This window comes from Shewanella algae, assembly GCF_009183365.2.
Classification (GTDB): domain Bacteria; phylum Pseudomonadota; class Gammaproteobacteria; order Enterobacterales; family Shewanellaceae; genus Shewanella; species Shewanella algae.
This window is the reverse complement of the sequence record NZ_CP068230.1, coordinates 2,635,430-2,655,127: the sequence shown is the minus strand read 5'-3', so window position 1 is coordinate 2,655,127 and position 19,698 is coordinate 2,635,430. Positions and strand designations below refer to the sequence as shown.

The 19,698-nt window shown below is 52.4% G+C and carries 20 protein-coding genes; 9 read left to right on the top strand and 11 right to left on the bottom strand.

From position 1 onward, the window contains the following. Positions 1-32: 32 nt before the first annotated feature. The 3 genes from E1N14_RS11820 to E1N14_RS11810 form a co-directional block, all read right to left on the bottom strand. On the bottom strand, positions 33-512 hold the full coding sequence (locus E1N14_RS11820) for a YchJ family protein (RefSeq protein WP_025010240.1): 480 nt from the start codon (positions 510-512) through the stop codon (positions 33-35). Positions 513-655: 143 nt separating this feature from the next. Continuing rightward, on the bottom strand, positions 656-1,342 hold the full coding sequence (locus E1N14_RS11815; protein ID WP_144158835.1) for a hypothetical protein: 687 nt from the start codon (positions 1,340-1,342) through the stop codon (positions 656-658). A 129-nt stretch (positions 1,343-1,471) separates the two neighbouring features. After that, the gene (locus E1N14_RS11810; RefSeq protein ID WP_025010242.1) at positions 1,472-2,074 is read right to left on the bottom strand and encodes a YybH family protein; all 603 of its coding nucleotides are present in this window, start codon (positions 2,072-2,074) and stop codon (positions 1,472-1,474) included. A gap of 115 nt (positions 2,075-2,189) precedes the next feature. Here E1N14_RS11810 and smrA point away from each other — a divergent pair, with 115 nt between their 5' ends. The 3 genes from smrA (at position 2,190) to E1N14_RS11795 (ending at position 5,823) form a co-directional block, all read left to right on the top strand. Then, positions 2,190-2,780 (top strand): DNA endonuclease SmrA, encoded by a 591-nt coding sequence (gene smrA, locus E1N14_RS11805; RefSeq protein ID WP_025010243.1) that lies wholly within the window; start codon positions 2,190-2,192, stop codon positions 2,778-2,780. A gap of 108 nt (positions 2,781-2,888) precedes the next feature. Beyond that, a complete protein-coding gene (psrA, locus tag E1N14_RS11800; RefSeq protein ID WP_025010244.1) occupies positions 2,889-3,536 on the top strand; it encodes a TetR family transcriptional repressor PsrA in 648 nt (215 codons plus the stop codon). A 10-nt stretch (positions 3,537-3,546) separates the two neighbouring features. After that, the gene (locus E1N14_RS11795) at positions 3,547-5,823 is read left to right on the top strand and encodes an acyl-CoA dehydrogenase (protein WP_062793440.1); all 2,277 of its coding nucleotides are present in this window, start codon (positions 3,547-3,549) and stop codon (positions 5,821-5,823) included. A 174-nt stretch (positions 5,824-5,997) separates the two neighbouring features. Here E1N14_RS11795 and pyk read toward each other — a convergent pair whose 3' ends face one another. Together pyk and E1N14_RS11785 are read right to left on the bottom strand one after the other, a co-directional pair. Continuing rightward, positions 5,998-7,437, bottom strand: coding sequence for a pyruvate kinase (pyk, locus tag E1N14_RS11790; protein WP_025010245.1), 1,440 nt, complete (start codon positions 7,435-7,437; stop codon positions 5,998-6,000). A 187-nt stretch (positions 7,438-7,624) separates the two neighbouring features. Beyond that, positions 7,625-8,479, bottom strand: coding sequence for a MurR/RpiR family transcriptional regulator (locus tag E1N14_RS11785; RefSeq protein ID WP_028781506.1), 855 nt, complete (start codon positions 8,477-8,479; stop codon positions 7,625-7,627). A gap of 315 nt (positions 8,480-8,794) precedes the next feature. On the opposite strand from E1N14_RS11785, the gene zwf reads away from it, so the two are divergent. The 6 genes from zwf to E1N14_RS11755 all read left to right on the top strand — a co-directional run bounded on the left by zwf (position 8,795) and on the right by E1N14_RS11755 (position 14,393). Continuing rightward, on the top strand, positions 8,795-10,267 hold the full coding sequence (zwf, locus tag E1N14_RS11780; protein WP_025010246.1) for a glucose-6-phosphate dehydrogenase: 1,473 nt from the start codon (positions 8,795-8,797) through the stop codon (positions 10,265-10,267). A gap of 9 nt (positions 10,268-10,276) precedes the next feature. After that, positions 10,277-10,981, top strand: coding sequence for a 6-phosphogluconolactonase (pgl, locus tag E1N14_RS11775; protein ID WP_044734564.1), 705 nt, complete (start codon positions 10,277-10,279; stop codon positions 10,979-10,981). A gap of 9 nt (positions 10,982-10,990) precedes the next feature. Then, positions 10,991-12,817: a phosphogluconate dehydratase gene (edd, locus tag E1N14_RS11770; protein ID WP_025010247.1), complete on the top strand. Its 1,827-nt coding sequence runs from the start codon at positions 10,991-10,993 to the stop codon at positions 12,815-12,817. Between the two features lie 19 nt (positions 12,818-12,836). Continuing rightward, positions 12,837-13,478 (top strand): bifunctional 4-hydroxy-2-oxoglutarate aldolase/2-dehydro-3-deoxy-phosphogluconate aldolase, encoded by a 642-nt coding sequence (locus E1N14_RS11765; protein ID WP_025010248.1) that lies wholly within the window; start codon positions 12,837-12,839, stop codon positions 13,476-13,478. A gap of 228 nt (positions 13,479-13,706) precedes the next feature. Beyond that, positions 13,707-13,943, top strand: coding sequence for a hypothetical protein (locus E1N14_RS11760; RefSeq protein WP_139190686.1), 237 nt, complete (start codon positions 13,707-13,709; stop codon positions 13,941-13,943). 33 nt (positions 13,944-13,976) lie between these two features. Then, on the top strand, positions 13,977-14,393 hold the full coding sequence (locus E1N14_RS11755; protein ID WP_025010249.1) for a hypothetical protein: 417 nt from the start codon (positions 13,977-13,979) through the stop codon (positions 14,391-14,393). Between the two features lie 67 nt (positions 14,394-14,460). Here the strand turns inward: E1N14_RS11755 and E1N14_RS11750 are convergent, their stop codons facing one another. The 6 genes from E1N14_RS11750 to E1N14_RS11725 form a co-directional block, all read right to left on the bottom strand. Beyond that, a complete protein-coding gene (locus E1N14_RS11750) occupies positions 14,461-14,679 on the bottom strand; it encodes a DUF2897 family protein (RefSeq protein ID WP_025010250.1) in 219 nt (72 codons plus the stop codon). 21 nt (positions 14,680-14,700) lie between these two features. Further along, the gene (gene kdsB / locus E1N14_RS11745; protein WP_025010251.1) at positions 14,701-15,438 is read right to left on the bottom strand and encodes an 8-amino-3,8-dideoxy-manno-octulosonate cytidylyltransferase KdsB; all 738 of its coding nucleotides are present in this window, start codon (positions 15,436-15,438) and stop codon (positions 14,701-14,703) included. Positions 15,439-15,506: 68 nt separating this feature from the next. Beyond that, positions 15,507-16,577 carry a 3-deoxy-alpha-D-manno-octulosonate 8-oxidase KdnB gene (gene kdnB / locus E1N14_RS11740; RefSeq protein WP_025010252.1) on the bottom strand — a complete coding sequence of 357 codons (1,071 nt, stop codon included), beginning with the start codon at positions 16,575-16,577 and terminating at the stop codon, positions 15,507-15,509. Positions 16,578-16,597: 20 nt separating this feature from the next. After that, positions 16,598-17,785, bottom strand: coding sequence for an 8-amino-3,8-dideoxy-alpha-D-manno-octulosonate transaminase KdnA (gene kdnA / locus E1N14_RS11735; protein WP_025010253.1), 1,188 nt, complete (start codon positions 17,783-17,785; stop codon positions 16,598-16,600). Between the two features lie 237 nt (positions 17,786-18,022). After that, positions 18,023-18,634 (bottom strand): carbonate dehydratase, encoded by a 612-nt coding sequence (can, locus tag E1N14_RS11730; RefSeq protein WP_044734561.1) that lies wholly within the window; start codon positions 18,632-18,634, stop codon positions 18,023-18,025. 103 nt (positions 18,635-18,737) lie between these two features. Next, positions 18,738-19,571, bottom strand: a complete 834-nt coding sequence (locus tag E1N14_RS11725; RefSeq protein WP_025010254.1) for an alpha/beta fold hydrolase — start codon at positions 19,569-19,571, stop codon at positions 18,738-18,740. Positions 19,572-19,698: the final 127 nt, after the last annotated feature.

Here is a 19,698-nt window from a genome sequence, read left to right as displayed (position 1 = left end):
CCAACTTGGGGCCGAACTTAAATAACTCCTAGCTAAATCCGTTTCAGACAGCAGTGTTTGAACTTGTGACCGCTGTTGCAAATGCAGGGTTCATTGCGTTTGGGATAGCTGACGGCGAACTGCTTGCCCTCGGTGTAAAACCAGTTGCCGGCCTCAAGTATAAATTTCGATTCTTCAAAAATAGCGTCCAACTGGCCATCGGCCAAATACCAGGCCTTGAAAGTGACTCTGGCCTGGGTTTGCCCCGGAGTCAAAGGTTCCCGCTCGACAATCTGCAGTCCCAGCCACTGAGTCTTTGGCATTTGTGCCAGGATTTGCGTCGTGAGTCCCTGTCGATAGTCCTGGTGATGGGTATCGATAAGATAGTCAAACTCCTGTTTGACAAAGGCGGCATAGCGGGAGCGCATCAACTGCTCTGGAGTAGCAGCTGTGTGCTGCTTAGTGTGCAGCGGCTGACAGCATTCGCAGTAGGGGAGCTTGGAGTGGCAAGGGCAAAGGGTATTGGTTGGCATCGGGATTTTCTGTTTCAATCTCTGTTTCAATCGTGAATGGTAAAAAGGCGCCGGCATCCCGGCTTGAGTTTCGCTCATAATAGCGCTTTGACGGCAGCCTTGCATTGAAAAGCGGCTATATTGCTAGGCCTTGGAAGCTTTGGTTAGTGGATGATGAAAATCATTACCAGATTGAGCATCAAAACACTGAACGCAAGCCCTATGGCAAATTGGATAAGGCGTCCTTTGGCAGGTAAAGCTTCTATCAGCTGCAGCGGGTAGTCAAAGAAAATGGCCAGATAAAGCAGGCTTCGTAAGGGATAGGCCGTACCAGAGAGCCGGTACTCCCGGCCGTTTTTCAGCTTAACTGTCACGGCGTGAGCTCGTTTGCGCTCAAGCTGATGATTGTCATGATAGCCCACCCAGTGGAACACCAGACTCGCAATATCCTCTTTGGCGACAGCGGTCGTTGCTCCCGTGAGATATTGAGGCAGGAGAATACAGGTTTGGTTTATCCTTATCTGCCGCTCGTCTTTGGCACTGCTTTTCACGCCTAACTGAGTCAGTATCCGGCCTTTGCGTACCTGGATATATATCAAAAACCAGATGACGCTACAGGCAGGGAGCAACAGCAACTGAACCTTTCCCATAAAAGGTGCCAGCAGAGTGGCCAGCACAATAACGGGAACTAGGCTCAAAAGCAGCGGCAGCTCTTTTCTCCAGGGCAAAGTAAAAAAGCTCAAAGAGATGGGCAAAGTGATTTCGCTTACCAAATCCAGGTTAGTGTATTTGCCGGTAAAGGTGCGATCGAACCATTTGCAATCGTTCAATAAGGCTTTGGATGGCGTCATCTGACTCATAATTCCTTTTATTTGTCGTGAACTTCAGCAAGAGAAGTGAACAAGGTAATCCGTCATTGTAATTGCAGCAAAAACGATAGCGCCCTTATATCCGCAGGGCACACGCTCAAGTACTGCCAATTACTTGGCATGAACGATTTCAATTTCAACACTGGGTGGGAGATCGCTGGCAGGGGGCACGGGGGCAAACTGCTCGCCATAATACAGGTTAGGTTGGGGTTTGGCGTTGAAATAATGCTCAGGCTCGGCGCGGTTGCTGGTATCAACATCCACTAACCAGTTACCTTTTTTATCTTTATGGCTGACGATAACGATTTTACCGGCAAACTCGCTCATGGGTTCTTCAGTATCTTTTGGCGGGTGAAAACGCACCAGATAATAGCCTATGTCAGTGGCGCTCTTTCCGTGTGCCTGACGCTGAACAACCCTAAAATCCACATCTATCCTGGCTTGTTTATGGCGAATTCGGTCAAAGAACTTTTGATACAGTTTGAGTACGTTTTCACGCCCCTGAACTATGGCAAGGCTTTGCTGTTCAGGAATATAAGTGGCATCCTCGGCGTATATATCCTCCAAAGGAGCTGAGTCGAGTTCATTAAATGCCCGGTTGAACATGACATAGACACGATTAAGGGCTGCTTGGTCTTTATCCTGCAATTCGGCGGCCTTGAGGGGCTGAAGCACAGAAATCAGGCAAAAGAACAATAGGGTCAGGAATTTCATTAAAATCATCTAAGCAGGCTCATCTGACCTCACTATAATAGAAGCCCCTTGGTAACAGAAGATTGATTTCTTTACAAAGTGTGTAAACCTCGTCATAAGTTGGAGGAGTCGCATCATGAAAGCAGATGATCTGACACTTTTTATGCAAGAAATGGCCGATGTGGTGCCGCTCAAGCAACAAACCCAGGCCCAGACCAGAGCGAAACCTCTTTCCAGCGAGTCAAAACAGGCACGCAAAGCCGCCGCCGAGGCCCATGAGTACCTGCAGCGCCTGACCTTGGATTTAGCGCTGATCCCCAGAGTGAAACCCGATGATATGCTCAGCTACAAGCAGCAGGGGATCCAGGAGGCGGTATTCAAGAATTTACGTCTCGGCAAATACAAGATAGCCGCCGAGCTGGATATTCATGCCATGTCGGTGCGCCAAGCCAGAGATTATCTGCTCGGTTTCATTCAAGCTCAGGTGGCTTTGGGCCACCGCTGCGTGCTGGTGATCCATGGCAAAGGGCAGAATCGTAAGCCGTTTCCTGGGCTTATCAAGTCCTGTGTCAACTTCTGGTTGTCGCAGATGGATGAAGTGCAAGCGTTTCACAGCGCTCAGCGCGAACATGGCGGCTATGGGGCCCTCTATGTGATGTTGCCTAAATCAGAAGCCAAACGGCTTGAATCCCGCGAGACCAACCACAAAGGAGCAGGCTTTCGCTGAGCTGTCTTTAACGGCGGTTTGCGGGCCTAAGAGGCCGAGATTTAGTTTGACATAAGTGTAACCAATGTTTAATTTAAACGAGTGTTTTAAATTAACTAAGGTCACGGAATGGCAAGTCGATCTGATACCAAGACAAGAATTCTCGATGCCGCGGAGAAGCTGTTTGCCGAGCGGGGGTTTTCAGAAACCTCCCTCAGGCTTATCACCAGCAAAGCAGAAGTGAATCTTGCATCTGTAAACTACCATTTTGGTTCCAAAAAAGAGCTCATCCGCGCGGTTTTGGCACGTTACCTGGACGTGTTTATGCCGTCGGCGTCCAACGCCATCAATGAGCTTATCGGCCGGGATAAACAAGCTTCTTTGGATGCCATTTTTTCCTCCCTGGTGGGACCGCTGCTTGAACTCAACAAAGTCCGCAACGAAGGAACCAGTATCTTCCTGCAACTGCTCGGTCGCGGTTACATCGAAAGCCAGGGGCACTTGCGCTGGTTTATTACCACCCACTATGGTGAGCATCTGGATCAGTTTGTTCAGGCTGTGTCCGGCAGTGCACCTCACATTCCGCCGGCAGAGATGTTCTGGCGCTTGCACTTTACCCTGGGAACCATAGTTTTCACCATGGCCTCGGCCGATGCGCTCAATGAGATAGCCGAAGCCGACTTTGGTGAACATAATGATATAGAGGCGGTCATCCGCAAGGTGATCCCCTACATGGCCGCCGGTGTGGCTGTGCCGCTGGTTTCTCAAGCAGAATAAAGGTCTGGTTATGAGTATTATCCTTCTAATAATTGTTGCCCTGATAGCGCTGTTCTTCGTGCGCAATATACGCCTGCAGTTCGTGACACGGCCGGTATTGGCCTTCTTTCGTAAGGTGTTACCGCCGCTTTCTGATACAGAGCGTGAAGCGATGGAGGCCGGTGATGTCTGGTGGGAAGCCGAGCTGTTTCGTGGTAAACCCAACTGGGAAAGCCTGCACGCCTATGGCAAGCCGGCACTGAGCGCCGAAGAGAAAGACTTTATCGACCATCAGGTGATGACGGCGCTAAAGATGATTGATGACTATGACATAGTCAACAACCGCAAGGACTTACCGCCTGAGCTGTGGGAGTACTTCAAGAAAGAAGGCTTCTTTGCGCTGATCATCCCCAAAAAATACGGTGGCCGTGAGTTTTCTGCCTATGCCAACTCCACCATAGTCAGTAAGTTGGCGAGCCGCAGTGTCAGCGCCGCCGTGACTGTGATGGTACCCAACTCACTCGGCCCGGGTGAGCTGTTGACTCACTATGGTACCAAGGAGCAGAAAGAGCATTGGTTGCCGGCCTTGGCCAAAGGGGAAGAGATCCCTTGTTTCGCCCTGACCGGCCCCGAAGCCGGCTCAGATGCCGGTGCCATTCCCGATGAAGGGCTAGTCTGCCGCGGTGAGTTCCAGGGCGAGGAAACTCTGGGGCTGAAGCTGAGCTGGAACAAGCGTTACATCACGCTGGCACCTGTGGCCACTGTGCTGGGGCTGGCATTTCAGATGCGTGACCCAGACGGGCTGTTGGGGGACAAGGTTAACTTGGGGATCACCTGCGCCCTGATCCCAACCGATCATCCCGGCGTGAAAATTGGTCGCCGTCACAATCCGCTCAATATGGCCTTTATGAATGGTACCACTCAAGGGGAAGAGGTATTTATTCCGCTGGATTGGATCATAGGTGGCCCGCAATACGCCGGCCGCGGCTGGCGTATGCTGGTGGAGTGTCTCTCTGCCGGACGTGGCATTTCACTGCCGGCGCTGGCGACGTCGTCAGCGCATATGGCGACCAAGACGACAACCGCCTACAGCTACGTGCGTAAACAGTTTGGCATGGCCATAGGTCAGTTTGAAGGGGTTCAGGAAGCGCTGGCAAGGATCATCGCCAACACCTATCAGCTGGAAGCGGCCCGTCGTCTGACAACCACAGGCATAGATCTCAAGGTTAAACCGTCTGTGGTGACCGCGATTGCCAAATATCACATGACAGAGCTTGGCCGTCAGGTGATGAACGATGCCATGGATATTCAGTCCGGCAAGGGTATTCAGATGGGGCCAAAAAACTATCTGGCTCATGGCTATATGGCCAACCCTATCTCCATCACAGTGGAAGGGGCCAACATCCTGACCCGTAGTTTGATGATCTTCGGTCAGGGCGCGACCCGCTGTCATCCTTATGTGCTGGCCGAGATGGAAGCTGCCGGCATGGAAGACAACAGTGAAGCGCTGGAGCGTTTCGACTCCTTGCTGATGGGCCACATAGGTTATGCGCTGCGTAACGCCTTTGGCTCTTTGGGCAACGCCCTCAGCCGTAGCTATTTTGAGCGCTCACCCGTGAGTGGCGATACCCGCGACTATTACAAGCAGATGGCCCGTCTGTCCAAGGCGCTGGCGCTGGTGACTGACTTGTCGATGCTTATCTTGGGCGGCGATCTCAAGCGCAAGGAGATGATTTCGGCCAGACTCGGTGACGTTCTCAGTCAGCTATATCTGGGCTCGGCCACATTGAAACTGTTTGAAGACAATGGCCGCCAGTTTGACGATCTGCCGATAGTCAAACATGTGATGGATACCCGATTGCAACTGGCTGCCAAGGCGCTTGAGCAGGCGATAGCCAACTTCCCCAATCGTCCGGTTGCCTGGGTCATGCGTGTGCTGGTATTCCCGCTGGGGAACCACTTCAACGGCCCGAAAGACACTCAGTCCATTGAGCTGGTCAAGAGCATGCTTAAACCGGGTCCGGCCCGTGACAGGCTGACCTTCCTCTGTCCTGAGTTTGACGGCGACACCAGTGGTATTGCCGAGGTGGAAGCGGCATTCAAGGCTCAATATCAGTGCCGTGAACTGCACGGCAAACTGAGAAAGGCACAAAAAGATGGCCGTTTGCCTGCCAAACTGGCGCCTTTATCTCTGTATCAGGCGGCATTGGACGCTGAGGTTATCAGTAAAGCCGAGTATGAGCAGTTGCTTGAGGCCGATAAGCTGCGGTTGGCGGCAATCAATGTCGATGATTTTGAAACTCTGTAATTGAGATTGATTGGTATCTGAATTTCAGTTTGGTAAGCCTGTCCCAAGCGGGCTTAGCTCTGATGTAAACAAAATCACCAAGTCTGAAACAGAACAAAAGCAGTAGAAATAAAAAAGGTACGTCTCGGCGTACCTTTTCTGTTTTGTTATCAGCTTAGCGCTATTGGCAAGCCATTAGGCTACGATCAACACCTTGCAGGTATTGGTGCCACCTACGGTTTCCATGGCATCCCCCTTGGTCATGAGCACCATGTCACCACTCTCCAGGTATCCCTTGGCCTTGAGGCTTTCAAGGGCTTTTTTCGCCAGCTCATCGGCGGCATAAACGGTGGAGTCAAACTCAACCGGATAGACACCACGATAGAGCGCCATCTTGGCCAAAGTAGGCTGATGACGGGCGAGGGCGAAGATAGGCAGCGCCGAGCTTATCCGTGACATCAACTTGGGCGTTGCACCGGATTCGGTCAGGGCGATAATCGCCTTGACGCCCTGCATATGGTTGGCGGCATACATGGTAGACAGCGCTATGGTTTCTTCTATGGAGCTGAAGCTTTCATCCAGACGGTGCTTGGATACCCGCACACTGGGATGTGCTTCGGCGCCGAGACAAACCCTGGCCATGGCCTGAACTGTTTCTTCCGGATAATCCCCGGCGGCGGTCTCGGCAGAGAGCATCACTGCGTCTGTACCATCGAGTACGGCGTTGGCTACGTCCATGACTTCGGCGCGGGTAGGCATAGGGCTGCTGATCATAGACTCCATCATCTGGGTCGCGGTGATCACCACCTTGTTGAGTTGACGCGAGCGGCTGATCAGCTTTTTCTGCACGGCAACCAGAGCCGGATCGCCAATTTCTACACCCAGGTCGCCGCGGGCAACCATGACGGCATCTGAGGCGAGGATCACATCGTCCATCGCTTCATCGGAAGCTACGGCTTCGGCGCGCTCTACCTTGGATACTATCAGGGCATTGCTGCCGGCCTTTTGCGCCAGTTCGCGGGCATAGTTAAGATCGGCGCCGCTGCGGGGGAAGGATACCGCCAGGTAATCGACCTGAATTTGTGCCGCAGTGACAATGTCCTGCTTGTCTTTATCTGTCAGCGCCGCGGCAGACAGACCACCGCCTTTCTTGTTGATCCCCTTGTTGTTGGACAGGGGACCGGCAACTGTCACGCTGGTATGTACCTTACGGCCTTCTACCTTTTCGACTTTCAGTTGTACCCGGCCATCGTCCAGCATCAGGATATCACCGACAACCACATCGTCCGGCAGTTCCTTGTAATCGATACCCACCTGGGTTTCATCGCCTTCGCCTTTACCCAGCTCGGCATCCAGAATGAATGGCTGGCCGAGATTGAGTTGGACTTTCTTATTGTCCTTGAAGGTGGAAACACGGATTTTCGGACCCTGAAGATCGCCGAGGATGGCAACGTGTACACCAAGCTCTTTCGCAATACTGCGAGCCTGGCTGGCGCGTTTTAGGTGATCTTCGGGGGAACCGTGGGAGAAGTTGAGGCGAACAACGTTGGCACCTGCTGCTATGATACGACGCAGGTTATCATCACGATCTGTGGCTGGGCCCAGCGTGGTAACGATCTTGGTTCTGCGGAACATAATATACTCCGTTTAAGTTTTAAAAAAATCTTACGCTATATTAACAGACATCGGCTCAATATGTAGGAAACTTACAGACAAAATGATCTAACTCAAAGTTTTATTTTTGTGAGTTACGGCTAATTTTAGGCGGGGCATGGGCAGTTGCCAATTTTGGTAACTGCCCTGGAGCTTACGGGAAAGGGGATTACAGCGGCTCGCTCTTATCGATGCGGGATTCTTTCAATACCTCTTTGACCCGCTTGAGACTTTCCCTGAAGCGTGGACCCCGGCGTAGCGTAAATCCGGTCGCCAGCACATCAATAATCACCAACTGAGCCAAACGTGACGCCATAGGCAGGTACATATCAGTGTCCTCCGGCACCTCCATGGTAACCGGCAGGGTACATTCCTGCGACAGCGGCGAGTGGCGCGCTGTTATACCAATCACGGCAGCGCCGTTTTCTCTGGCCAATCTTGCTATATCGATCAAAGACTTGGTGCGGCCTGTGTGGGAAATCAGCACCACTACATCGCCTTCATCACTATTGATACAGCTCATGCGTTGCATCAACACATCATCGAAACATAAAACCGGTACATTAAAGCGAAAGAACTTGTTCTGGGCATCGTGTGCTACTGAGGCCGAGGCGCCAAGACCGAAGAAAGAGATCTTTTTCGCTTGAGTCAGTATGTCTACCGCCTTGTTGATGGCCGTGGTATCTATGCTCTGGCGTGCTGTATCCAGAGAAGCCATGGAAGATTCGAAGATCTTGGTGGTATAAGACTCGGGTGTATCATCTTCCTCAACGTGACGACTGACGTAAGGGGTACCATTCGCGAGACTTTGGGCCAGATGTAATTTAAAATCCGGGAAACCTTTGGTATCCAAACGACGACAGAAGCGGTTGACTGTAGGCTCGCTGACATCCGCCATCTTGGCCAGAGTTGCTATGCTTGAGTGAATAGCTGTCTGGGGGGATGCCAGGATAACTTCGGCTACTTTGCGTTCTGACTTGCTGAAATGGGGGAGGTTTTTTTGAACCTTTTCTAGGGTATTCATACGCGTACGTCCGCTGGGTTGAAATTATGTAATTTTATTATTTCTTTGAGGCATGAGCACTACAAAGTAGGGTGCAAACCAATCTTGACGTAAGTCCTGTATATACCGGAATGAAAACAGGCTAACTTCCGAGATAAGAAGGTTTTAAGCAGGAAAAGCATACCAGATTATTGCCAAACCTGCCTAGACTGGCCTCACGGCTTTATTTGCAAATTATAGATGCATTTAATAAATACTGTTGTTATATTACAACAAAAGTGTGGAATTCTTCATCGCATAGCGGAACCACCACCGACAAAAGGAGAGCATTAAGCAATGGGCAAAACAACATCAGAGGCCAAAGCTTGTGATTTTGTACTCTTTGGTACCAAGGGCGACTTGGCAAGGCGCAAATTGTTGCCTTCGCTCTACCAGCTGGATAAGGCTGGCCTGCTCAATCGGGACACCAAGGTCATAGGTGTTGCCAAAGACGAATTCTCTGCCGAAGATTTTCGCGAACTGGTTAAAACAGCCCTGAGCACCTTTGTTAAAGAACCCCTGTGTGACACCACGCTTTCCCGCTTCCTCGAACGTTGCCATTATGTCGGCACCAATTTTACCGAATCTGAAGGATACAAAGCCTTCCACCAATTGCTCGAGCCTGCAAAGCGGGTGATGGTCAACTATTTTGCTACGCCTCCAGCCATCTTCGGTGATATCTGCCGTTGCCTGCATGAACAACAACTGATCCATCCCGATACCCGAGTGGTGCTGGAAAAGCCCATAGGCTCAGATCTGCAGTCATCCAGAGTGATTAACGATCAGGTTTCTGCCTACTTCAGTGAGAGTCAGGTCTATCGTATTGACCATTATCTGGGTAAAGAAACAGTACAGAACCTGATTGCTTTGCGTTTTGCCAATTCACTGTTTGCCTCCAAGTGGGATAACCGCACCATAGATCATGTACAGATCACAGTGGCCGAAGAGGTGGGCATTGAAGGGCGCTGGGGCTATTTCGACAAAGCCGGCCAGATGCGAGACATGATCCAGAACCACCTGTTGCAGGTGTTGACCTTGATTGCCATGGACCCCCCTGTGAACCTGGATGCCGATAGCATTCGCGATGAGAAGGTGAAGGTGCTCAAGTCGCTGCGTCCCATCAATCAGGACAATGTATTTGAAAACACTGTGCGCGGCCAGTATTCGGCCGGATTCCTCAAAGGATCGCCGGTTCCCGGTTACCTGGAGGAAGAGGGCGCCAACGTGGATTCCAACACAGAGACCTTTGTCGCCTTGCGTGTCGATATTGACAACTGGCGCTGGGCCGGGGTGCCTTTCTATCTGCGCAGCGGTAAACGTATGCCGTTCAAGAGTTCTGAAATTGTCATCTATTTCAAGAATCCACCCCATAACCTGTATCGTTCAAGCCATCGTAACCTGCCTCCCAATAAGCTGACCATTCGTCTGCAACCACATGAAGGGGTGGAGATCCAGATGATGAACAAGGTGCCCGGGCTTGAGCAGAAACAGCGATTGCAAACCACCAAGCTGGATTTGAGCTTCTCAGACACCTTCAAGAACGAACGTATCGCCGATGCTTATGAACGTTTGTTGCTCGAAGCTATGCTGGGTAATCAGGCATTGTTTGTGCGCCGCGACGAAGTGGAGCAGGCCTGGACCTGGGTAGATGGCATTATTCAATCCTGGGAGATGAGCAACGAAAAGCCCAAGCCTTATCCTGCCGGTACCTGGGGGCCTGTGGCCTCAGTGGCCTTGATCACCAAAGACGGCCGCTCCTGGGATGAATAAGGAGACAGCATGATTAAAGAAACCGTATTCAAATCGTTCGACAACCCAACTGCGCTGGAAGCCCAGTTGGCCGAGCGTATTGCCGGCGCGCTGCAAAACGCGATAGATAGCCGCGGCAAGGCTAGCCTGGTGGTTTCCGGTGGTTCGACGCCACTGAAACTGTTTGCCGAGCTCAGCCACAAGATGATCGACTGGAGCGATGTTTACATAACGCTCGCCGACGAGCGCTGGGTGGATGCCGAAGACAAGGACTCCAACGAGCGCCTGGTGCGCGAGCATCTACTGCAAAATCGCGCCGCCAGTGCCAAGTTTCGTGGCCTGAAGAATATGTTTGCCAGCCCGGAAGCGGGTTTGAGTATGGCCACAGAGCAGTTGGCCAACTTCCCACGGCCTTTCGATGTGGTCGTGTTGGGAATGGGCAATGATGGTCATACCTGCTCCTGGTTTCCCTGCGCCCCCGAAGCGCAACTGACCGAGGCGCTGGAAACCGATGCACTGCTGTGCGCCGTGCATCCGGGCAATGCGCCTCACGCCAGGATCAGCCTGAGCCGTAAAGCCGTGCTCGGCAGCCGCCAGATCTATCTGCATCTGGTCGGTGAAACCAAACTTTCCGTATATCACCAAGCTCTCGAGAGTGACGATCCCAGGGAAATGCCGATCCGCGCCGTGTTGGCGCAGCGCAAGACCCCGGTCGATGTGTTCTGGAGCGCTTAAGGAGGCAAGATGCACCCAAGAGTTCAAGCCGTAACAGACAGGATTATTGCCCGCAGCCAAGAGCACAGGGGCAAGTACCTGGCGGCATTGGCCGAAGCCAGGGCCAAGGGCGTGCACCGCAGCAGCTTGAGCTGCGGCAATCTGGCCCATGGGTTTGCCGCTTGTCAGCCAGCCGATAAAGACAGCCTGCGCCAGCTGACCAAGGCCAACATAGGCATAGTAACAGCATTCAATGACATGCTTTCGGCGCACCAACCCTATGAACACTATCCCGAATTGCTGAAACAGGCCTGCAATGAAGTGGGCAGCGTTGCTCAGGTGGCAGGCGCTGTACCGGCCATGTGTGACGGTGTTACCCAGGGCCAACCCGGAATGGAGCTCAGCCTGCTGAGCCGTGAAGTGATTGCCATGGCTACCGCTGTTGGCCTGTCCCACAATATGTTTGATGGTGCCTTGCTGCTGGGTATTTGTGACAAGATAGTCCCTGGGCTACTGATTGGCGCCCTGAGCTTTGGTCATCTGCCCATGTTGTTTGTGCCGGCGGGACCGATGAAGTCCGGGATCCCCAACAAGGAAAAAGCCCGTATTCGCCAACAGTTTGCTGAAGGCAAAGTCGATAGAGCCGCCTTGCTCGAAGCCGAGTCCAAGTCCTATCACAGCGCGGGAACCTGTACCTTCTACGGTACGGCCAACAGCAACCAGTTGATGCTGGAAGTCATGGGACTGCAGTTACCCGGCTCCTCATTTGTTAATCCGGACGACCCTTTGCGTGAGGCGCTCAATAAGGCGGCCGCCAAACAGGTGTGCCGTTTGACCGAACTTGGCAACCAATACAGCCCCATAGGCGAGCTGGTGTGTGAAAAGTCGATAGTCAACGGCATAGTGGCTCTGCTGGCCACCGGCGGTTCGACCAATCTCACCATGCACATAGTGGCGGCGGCCCGTGCGGCCGGCATCATAGTCAACTGGGATGATTTCTCCGAACTGTCGGATGTAGTGCCGCTGCTAGCCAGGGTTTATCCCAACGGCCATGCCGACATCAACCATTTCCATGCCGCCGGTGGGATGGCTTATCTGGTGCGGCAGTTGCTGGATGCAGGTTTACTGCATCAAGACGTCAACACGGTTGCCGGCTTTGGTCTTGAGCGTTACACCAAAGAGCCCAAGTTGCTCAATGGCGAGCTCAGTTGGGTGGATGGCCCGACCGAAAGTCTGGACAGCGAAGTGCTGACTTCAGCGGCCAAGCCGTTTCAGAGCAACGGTGGTCTTAAGCTGCTCAAGGGCAATCTGGGCCGGGCGGTTATCAAGGTTTCTGCGGTGCAGGAGCAACACAGAGTGGTGGAAGCACCTGCTGTGGTTATCGACGATCAGAACCAACTCAATGAGCTCTTTACCAGTGGTCAACTGGATAAGGACTGTGTGGTGGTGGTCAAGGGGCAAGGCCCCAAGGCCAACGGCATGCCTGAGCTGCATAAGCTGACGCCTATTCTCGGGACTTTGCAGGACAGGGGCTTTAAAGTTGCCCTGGTGACCGATGGCCGTATGTCAGGAGCCTCAGGCAAGGTGCCGGCGGCTATTCACCTGACGCCGGAAGCGCTCGATGGCGGTATGATAGCCAAGGTGCACAGCGGTGATTTGGTGCGGGTCGATGCCGAAAAGGGCGAACTCAGTCTGCTGGTCGATGAGCAGCAACTGGCCGCAAGAAGTGCCGATAAAGTGGAATTGAGAAGTGTGCGTTACGGTATGGGCCGTGAGTTGTTCAGTGCGCTGCGCGCCAATCTCAGCAGCCCTGAAACCGGTGCTCGCAGTACCAGTGCCATAGATGACTATTACTAATCATTAAGGAATAAAGTACATGCTTGAGAATAACTGGTCCTTGCAACCTAAGGACATATTTAAACTGAGCCCGATCATTCCGGTAATGGTTATCAACAAGATTGAACATGCGGTGCCCCTGGCCAAGGCCCTGGTTGCCGGCGGCATTCGGGTACTGGAAGTGACGCTGCGTACCGATTGTGCCCTCGAGGCCATAGGGCGGATAGCTGCCGAGGTACCGGAAGCCTTGGTCGGTGCCGGCACCATACTGAATGAAGCGCAATTGGCGCAGGCGGCAGAGGCCGGCGCTCAGTTTGCCATCACCCCGGGGGCGACTGTGGAACTGCTCAAGGCGGGTAAAGCCGGTAAGATCCCGCTTATTCCGGGGGTGGCCAGTATCTCCGAAGTCATGGTGGGACTGGGTCTGGGCTATACCCACTTCAAGTTCTTCCCGGCAGAGGCTTCAGGCGGGGTCAATGCGCTCAAGGCTTTCAGTGGTCCACTGGCCGATGTCCGTTTCTGCCCAACCGGCGGGATCACCCCGAGCAGCTACAAAGACTACCTGGCGCTGGGGAATGTCGATTGTATCGGTGGCAGCTGGATTGCCCCGGTGGAAGCGATGGAGCAAGGCGACTGGGCCAGGATCACCAGGCTATGCCAGGAAGCCATCGCGGCGTTGTGAGCATCTGGCAGTGAATGAATAAGGCTACCCGAGGTAGCCTTTTCTTTGCTCCGGTGTTTTTATAGGCAACAAAATCAACAATTTTAGTCCTTTAGGCTGGCTTGCACTGTTATTGGCTTTAGGGTAGCTTGATTTGAAAAGGGTAGGCTATTGGTTTTTATTGGTCAGTTCTGTTGCTGCTGCAACGACTGCCGATAAATAAGCCGTATGACTCAGGGAGGAGCCTTTGTGAGACTTGAGCGCATCATCAAGCATTACAACGCCTGTCATTGTCAGGCATGTTCGTTTCAACCCCAAACCGACCATATCACTGAAGCCAAGATCATTTCTCATTTTGCCGGCAACTGGTTAGCAGTACCAGTTGGACTCTGCATCATGGTTTTACTTGGATTTCAGCCGTTACCCATTAAAATGTCTTGCCCTGTCTGTGGAAACACCTTTTTCGCCAGCGGCTTTCGTCACTAATCGTTTCAGGATCTGATTAAAAGGAGTTTTGTCATGTACGACTCAGCGGTAATTCCTTCATCTGTTTACTCATCTAAAGCCAGCAAACTGAGCGGGCTATGTTCCGGTCTCAGATATATGCTGGTTTTGGCTTTTGCCTGGCTCCTTGGTGGTTGCGGCCAGCCCTTGCCGCTGGACAAGGCCGAGTATGCCGGAGAGTGGCAGAGTGCTGACATGTATCTGCTTATTCAGCACGATGGCTCTGTGGAGTATCAGCGTTATGATGGCAACAGCCGCACCTCGATAAGTGGTGGTATCCAGAAGTTTGATGGTAACGACTTTGAAGTGGGGATCGGTTTTATCTCCAGTCGTTTTGAAGTGTCAGAGCCGCCACACAGGGTCGGAAGCGACTGGCAGATGGTGGTTGATGGTGTCCGGTTGACCCGGGTTTCCGATGTGCAGTTTTATTGAGCCTAAGCCCTGTTCAAGTCTAGGTTTAAGTAGAGATGGAAAAGGCGCCAATGGCGCCTTTTTTGTGTCAGTCTTTGTTTTTGTCCTGATGTTTTCCATCAGCCTGGGAGCTCGGGGCTTTATCCGTGTTGCCAGCGGCTTCACCCTTACGCTTTATCTGCTTGTCTTTACTGTGCTGGCCAAATTGCGGCATTTTGAACTTGGCACTGTACTTGAGCACTGCCAGGTTGCTGGCAATAACGCCTATCACCAAAATGATGATCAACCAGACTTCCAAAGATGACATTTCCATCTCTTGCTACCTGCTTCAGTCTACGGCCAGGCGCTGTTCACAGCGGCGGATATCTTCAGGTGTATCTACCTCTGGCGAGTCAAATGCGCTGATGGCGACCTTGATCTTGTGACCATATTCCAGGGCTCGCAGTTGCTCCAGTTTTTCCAGATCTTCCAGTCTGCCCAAAGGCAACTTGGCAAAGGTCTCGACAAAACGACGGGTGTAGGCATAAACCCCAAGATGCTTATAGACAGGGTAGTCGCTGACATCACGGCCGAATGGTATCCGGGCGCGGGAGAAATAAAGCGCATAGAATTCGTTGTCGAACACCATCTTCACATGCTTGGGATCGTCCAGCTCTTCCTCTTCGGTGATCTGATAGCCGAGGGTGGCCATTTCAAACTCACCGGGATGACGCTGGAACAGACTGATGATCTGCTCTATGGAGATGGGATCGATCAGGGGTTGATCCCCTTGCAGGTTGATCACCAGATCGTCATCCGCCAACCCCAATTGGGTAATGGCATCGTTAATCCTGTCGGTGCCGGAGGCCGCTTCGGCGCCGGTCATCACAACATTGCCGCCAAAGGCCTCTACAGCGTCCTTGATGCGTACATCATCGGTTGCCACATAGATGTTATCCAACCCTTTGGCCAGTCCGGCGCGCTCATAAACGTGCTGGATCATAGGTTTACCGTTAATCGGTGCCAGAGGTTTGCCGGGAAAGCGGCTGGAACCATAGCGTGCAGGGATCAACAGGGTGACTTTCATTCAATTTTCCTAGTATTCAAGAAGAAAGGGCTCATAAAGAGCCCTAATCATAGCAGTCCTGTGCCGGCTTAGATACGGCGGAACAGCTTGGTCAGCATCTCATCTGTGACTTTTTCCTGCCAGCAGTCACCATAGACGTTGGCCCACAGAGGCCCCATGCTCTTGGTGACTTTAACCATGGCGGCAATGGTTTCGTCCGGCAAGTCTTTACAGATGTTCTTCGGCAACTGGATGTTGTGCTTCTTCATCATGGCGCGGAACTCTTCAACCCCTTCAGGGTAGAATTCTTCCAGTACGTCGAAGGCGATACAGTTACCAATACCGTGGTGATAACCCAGAATATAAGACAGACCGTAAGAAACCGCGTGACAGGCACCTACCTGGCTATAGGCGATACTCATACCGCCCATGAAGGAGGCCATCATCAGCTTGTCGTCTTTCTCAGGGTGATCGCCCAGGAATACTTCACGGCACATATCCATGGACTTCTCGGCGTAGGCGCGGGAGAACTCGTTCAGGAAGGTACCTTGCAGAGACTCAACACAGTGGATATAGCAGTCCATACCTGTGTAGAACCATTGGTCTGTGGGTACGCCGGCAATCAGCTCGGAGTCCATGATGATCTGATCGAATACTGTGTAGTCAGAGTTCAGACCCAGTTTACGCTCAGGGCCGCACAGCACCGCAGTACGTGAAGCTTCGGCACCTGTGCCGGAAATGGTAGGGATACCGATATGGTGAATCGCAGGGTTCTTGATCAGATCCCAGCCTTGATACTTGGCAGAACCGCCTGGGTTGGTCAGCATCAAAGATACGGCTTTGGCCAGATCCATGGTGGCGCCGCCGCCAAGACCGACTACGCTCACAGGCAGTTTGCTGTTGAATGCCTGAACCTGTTCGGTAAGGCTGTCAACCTGCTCTGTGGTTGGCTCGTCATCGACATTGACCCACAGCAAGAAATCTTGCTCTTTCAAAGGCAAACGGCCTTCCAGTGGCTTGCCCTTGTGAACGTCATCCACTACGAAAACCACGAAATCGTTGGCTTCTTTGCGCTCGGCGGCCAGCACTTCGTCCAGTTGGACAAAAGAACCGCGACCAAAGATCATTTTGGGGACGACTTTAAAATTCTTGAAACTCATAGCAACCAGCTCCCTTTAGGTTATTGGGCAAATGCTTTCTTGATGTTGGCAATGCGCTCGGCAATCTGTTCTTCAGTCCAGGACAGCTTGATCAGCATGGAAATGGTCCGGCTCATGATAGCGTCAGATTTGGGCACAGAAACCTTAGTATAATCCGGACGATCTTCGATTAATGTGATCGGCAGGGCAGCAGGGCTCTTGAGCTGCTGAATGTGATGCCAGTTCTTCAGGTAGTGCCAGTTGTTGACATACCAGTAGAAGCAACCATCTACACCGTTGGCAGCCAGCGCCTTGCTGACTTCCTGAGTGCGCTGCTCGGTTGGCAGCATAAAGCTGAGGAAACCGGCGCTGTCGCCTTCAGGATCCGGAATTTCGCGGAAAGTAACTTCTTCAATATCGGCCATGGCGTCTTTGATAAGCTTTTTGTTGCGACGCTGGATCTCCACTATGGTGTCCAGTTTGCGCAGCTGAGCCAGACCCAGGGCGGCGTTCATCTCGCTGATACGGAAGTTGAGACCCATAATAGGGTGAGACTCGGCGCCGCGGTCATTACCTATATGATCATGGCCGTGGTCAGAGAACATGTGGGCGTGGTTGTAGATGGTTTCATCATTGGTGATCACTGCGCCACCTTCACCACAGGTGATGGTTTTAACCGAGTCGAAAGAGAAACAACCTACAGCGCCTATGGTGCCCAGTGCCTGACCTTTGTAGCTGCCGCCGATAGCCTGACAGGCATCTTCCAGCAGTACCAGATTGTGTTTTTCACAGATGGCTTTGATTTCGTCCATCTTGGCCATGGAACCGCACATGTGTACCAGGTTTACCGCCTTGGTGCGTGGAGTGATGGCGGCTTCAATTCCTTCTGGTGACAGACACAGAGTCTCATCGATTTCGGCAAATACCGGAATGGCGCCGGCCATGAATACTGCCTCAACAGAAGCGACAAAGGTGAAAGGAGGAACAATCACTTCATCCCCGGCGCCGATACCTGCGGCGGCCAGCGCGGTTTGCAGGGCGGCAGTACCGCTGGAGAGCAGGTGAGCATGCTTGACATTCATCTTGTCACATAAGAGCTGCTCCATATCGCGGGTTTTCCAGCGATCATTACGCATGGCATCAAAGTTGTAACGGAAGGTGAATCCGTTCTCCATGACGTCTGCTACTTCCTGTTTTTCTTCAGGACCAAACAATTCAAAACCGGGCATGGAAGGTGTCTCCTTAGATAGTGTTGTGCTCTGGGAGGGTCACGCCAGAAAAGGCCTTATGCCATAAGGCTGTCACGCGAAATGCGCCGGGTGACCGGATGACTGAGCACCCGTGTTAACTGCAGAATTATAACGGGGTGGCCAACATACTGCGATGCTTTCTTTCGGAAAAAATCCAACTGCGTAAAATTTCACCGATAAAGCAAGGGGCGCTGCTGCGCCCCTTGTCTGTTTGGATCATTCCACCCTTTGATGTCCGCCATCCACTGTGACGTCAAGATCGGTCAAAAGCCCATTGTCTATTCCATATATCCAGCCGTGTATCGACAGATTTTGTCCCTTGGCCCAGGCTTCCTGGACTATGTTGCTGCTGGTGACATTGGCGACCTGCTCAATCACATTGAGCTCACAGAGGCGGTCAAACTTCTGCTTGTCATTGAGGTGTTCAAGCTCCTGATGGTGCAGGCGGTAGATATCCCTGAGATGCCCCAGCCAGTTGTCGATAAGCCCGAGTCTGTCGGTACCCATGGCGGCCCTGACGCCGCCGCAGCCGTAGTGGCCCACCACCATGATATGTTTCACCTTGAGGACATCGACCGCATATTGCAGAACAGACAAACAGTTGAGATCTGTGTGGATCACCATGTTGGCGATATTGCGATGTACAAATACTTCCCCCGGCATCAGATCTATGATCTGGTTAGAGGGTACCCGGCTGTCGGAACAACCTATCCAGAGATATTCGGGGTTTTGCTGTTTGGCCAGTTGCTCGAAAAACTGTGGGTTTTCTGTGCTTATTCTGGCTGCCCAGCGGCGGTTGTTTTCAAAAAGCGGTTTCAGTATTTTCATTCAGGCTCACAAAATAGCTTATGGGAACACCACAGTGTCCGGTTTATTTCCGGCAGTGTATCAGAAAATAAAGCCGCGCTGGTCTATCCATCGCGGCCGGATTTCAGTGATGCTTTTCAAGAAACGTCAGCAGGGCTTGGTTGATAAAATCGCCCTGTTCCAACACAGAAATATGGCCGGCTGCCGGTATCTGCACCATCTCGGCGCCGTCTATGGCATCGACCATCAAAAAGGATTCCAGTACAGTGCGCGCCGTGTCTTCTACTCCTGACATGATTAAACAGGGCAGGGTCAAGTTATCGGCATCTTCCATGGCGTCGCGGCGATTGAAAATCAGTTTGCCCATGGCGACGGTATCAGGGATCCGCTCTGGTGAAATACTTTGCAGGGCGCTGGCGAAATCACTCAGCAGTTGCGGCCGTAGACTTGCTGTGGTTACGGCAAAAAACATAGGTGCTATCTGCTCGGCCATGGGCGCAGGAATTTGCCCCAATTGGCTGATGCCATCCAACATGGCCATATATTTGTTGCGGGTAACTTCGGGCTCCAAGCCGAGGAAGCTGCCCATCATCACCAACGCCTTGACTCTTGAAGGCGCCTTCAGAACCAGCTCGGCCCCCCACATGGCGCCGACCGACAAGCCGATGACAGTGAATTCATCGACGCTGAGTTTATCCATCAAGGTCAACATATCGGTGGCGATATCCGCCAGGCTCTCGGTATGCGCGGGAATCGCGCCTGACTGTCCATGGCCCCAGAGATCCGGCACTATGCAGCGGTAGTGTTTCGCCAGTACAGGCAGTTGCTGTTGCCACATGGTGGCGTCCCAAAGGTAGCTGTGGCCGAGCAGTAGCACAGGGCCCTGGCCTATATCCAAATAGCTGAGGATTTCGCCTCTGAGCTCGATTTGCTGCCGATATTGATTGAAGTCAGTCATTGTTGAAAGGTATCCCGGATTTATTGTTTGGGACACAGGATACCCCAAGTTTGCCGGCTTAGGATCTGAGCGCGAAATCGCATGATGTTTATTTAAACTCGCTTTTTCAAACGTACTTCAAAGGTAC

What these genes read in the sequence shown, in the direction of transcription:
- E1N14_RS11820 (WP_025010240.1), bottom strand. Translation starts at nt 512, where the DNA reads ATGCCAACCAATACCCTTTGCCCTTGCCACTCCAAGCTCCCCTACTGC.
- E1N14_RS11815 (WP_144158835.1), bottom strand. Translation starts at nt 1,342, where the DNA reads ATGACGCCATCCAAAGCCTTATTGAACGATTGCAAATGGTTCGATCGC.
- E1N14_RS11810 (WP_025010242.1), bottom strand. Translation starts at nt 2,074, where the DNA reads ATGAAATTCCTGACCCTATTGTTCTTTTGCCTGATTTCTGTGCTTCAG.
- smrA (WP_025010243.1), top strand. Translation starts at nt 2,190, where the DNA reads ATGAAAGCAGATGATCTGACACTTTTTATGCAAGAAATGGCCGATGTG.
- psrA (WP_025010244.1), top strand. Translation starts at nt 2,889, where the DNA reads ATGGCAAGTCGATCTGATACCAAGACAAGAATTCTCGATGCCGCGGAG.
- E1N14_RS11795 (WP_062793440.1), top strand. Translation starts at nt 3,547, where the DNA reads ATGAGTATTATCCTTCTAATAATTGTTGCCCTGATAGCGCTGTTCTTC.
- pyk (WP_025010245.1), bottom strand. Translation starts at nt 7,437, where the DNA reads ATGTTCCGCAGAACCAAGATCGTTACCACGCTGGGCCCAGCCACAGAT.
- E1N14_RS11785 (WP_028781506.1), bottom strand. Translation starts at nt 8,479, where the DNA reads ATGAATACCCTAGAAAAGGTTCAAAAAAACCTCCCCCATTTCAGCAAG.
- zwf (WP_025010246.1), top strand. Translation starts at nt 8,795, where the DNA reads ATGGGCAAAACAACATCAGAGGCCAAAGCTTGTGATTTTGTACTCTTT.
- pgl (WP_044734564.1), top strand. Translation starts at nt 10,277, where the DNA reads ATGATTAAAGAAACCGTATTCAAATCGTTCGACAACCCAACTGCGCTG.
- edd (WP_025010247.1), top strand. Translation starts at nt 10,991, where the DNA reads ATGCACCCAAGAGTTCAAGCCGTAACAGACAGGATTATTGCCCGCAGC.
- E1N14_RS11765 (WP_025010248.1), top strand. Translation starts at nt 12,837, where the DNA reads ATGCTTGAGAATAACTGGTCCTTGCAACCTAAGGACATATTTAAACTG.
- E1N14_RS11755 (WP_025010249.1), top strand. Translation starts at nt 13,977, where the DNA reads ATGTACGACTCAGCGGTAATTCCTTCATCTGTTTACTCATCTAAAGCC.
- E1N14_RS11750 (WP_025010250.1), bottom strand. Translation starts at nt 14,679, where the DNA reads ATGTCATCTTTGGAAGTCTGGTTGATCATCATTTTGGTGATAGGCGTT.
- kdsB (WP_025010251.1), bottom strand. Translation starts at nt 15,438, where the DNA reads ATGAAAGTCACCCTGTTGATCCCTGCACGCTATGGTTCCAGCCGCTTT.
- kdnB (WP_025010252.1), bottom strand. Translation starts at nt 16,577, where the DNA reads ATGAGTTTCAAGAATTTTAAAGTCGTCCCCAAAATGATCTTTGGTCGC.
- kdnA (WP_025010253.1), bottom strand. Translation starts at nt 17,785, where the DNA reads ATGCCCGGTTTTGAATTGTTTGGTCCTGAAGAAAAACAGGAAGTAGCA.
- can (WP_044734561.1), bottom strand. Translation starts at nt 18,634, where the DNA reads ATGAAAATACTGAAACCGCTTTTTGAAAACAACCGCCGCTGGGCAGCC.
- E1N14_RS11725 (WP_025010254.1), bottom strand. Translation starts at nt 19,571, where the DNA reads ATGACTGACTTCAATCAATATCGGCAGCAAATCGAGCTCAGAGGCGAA.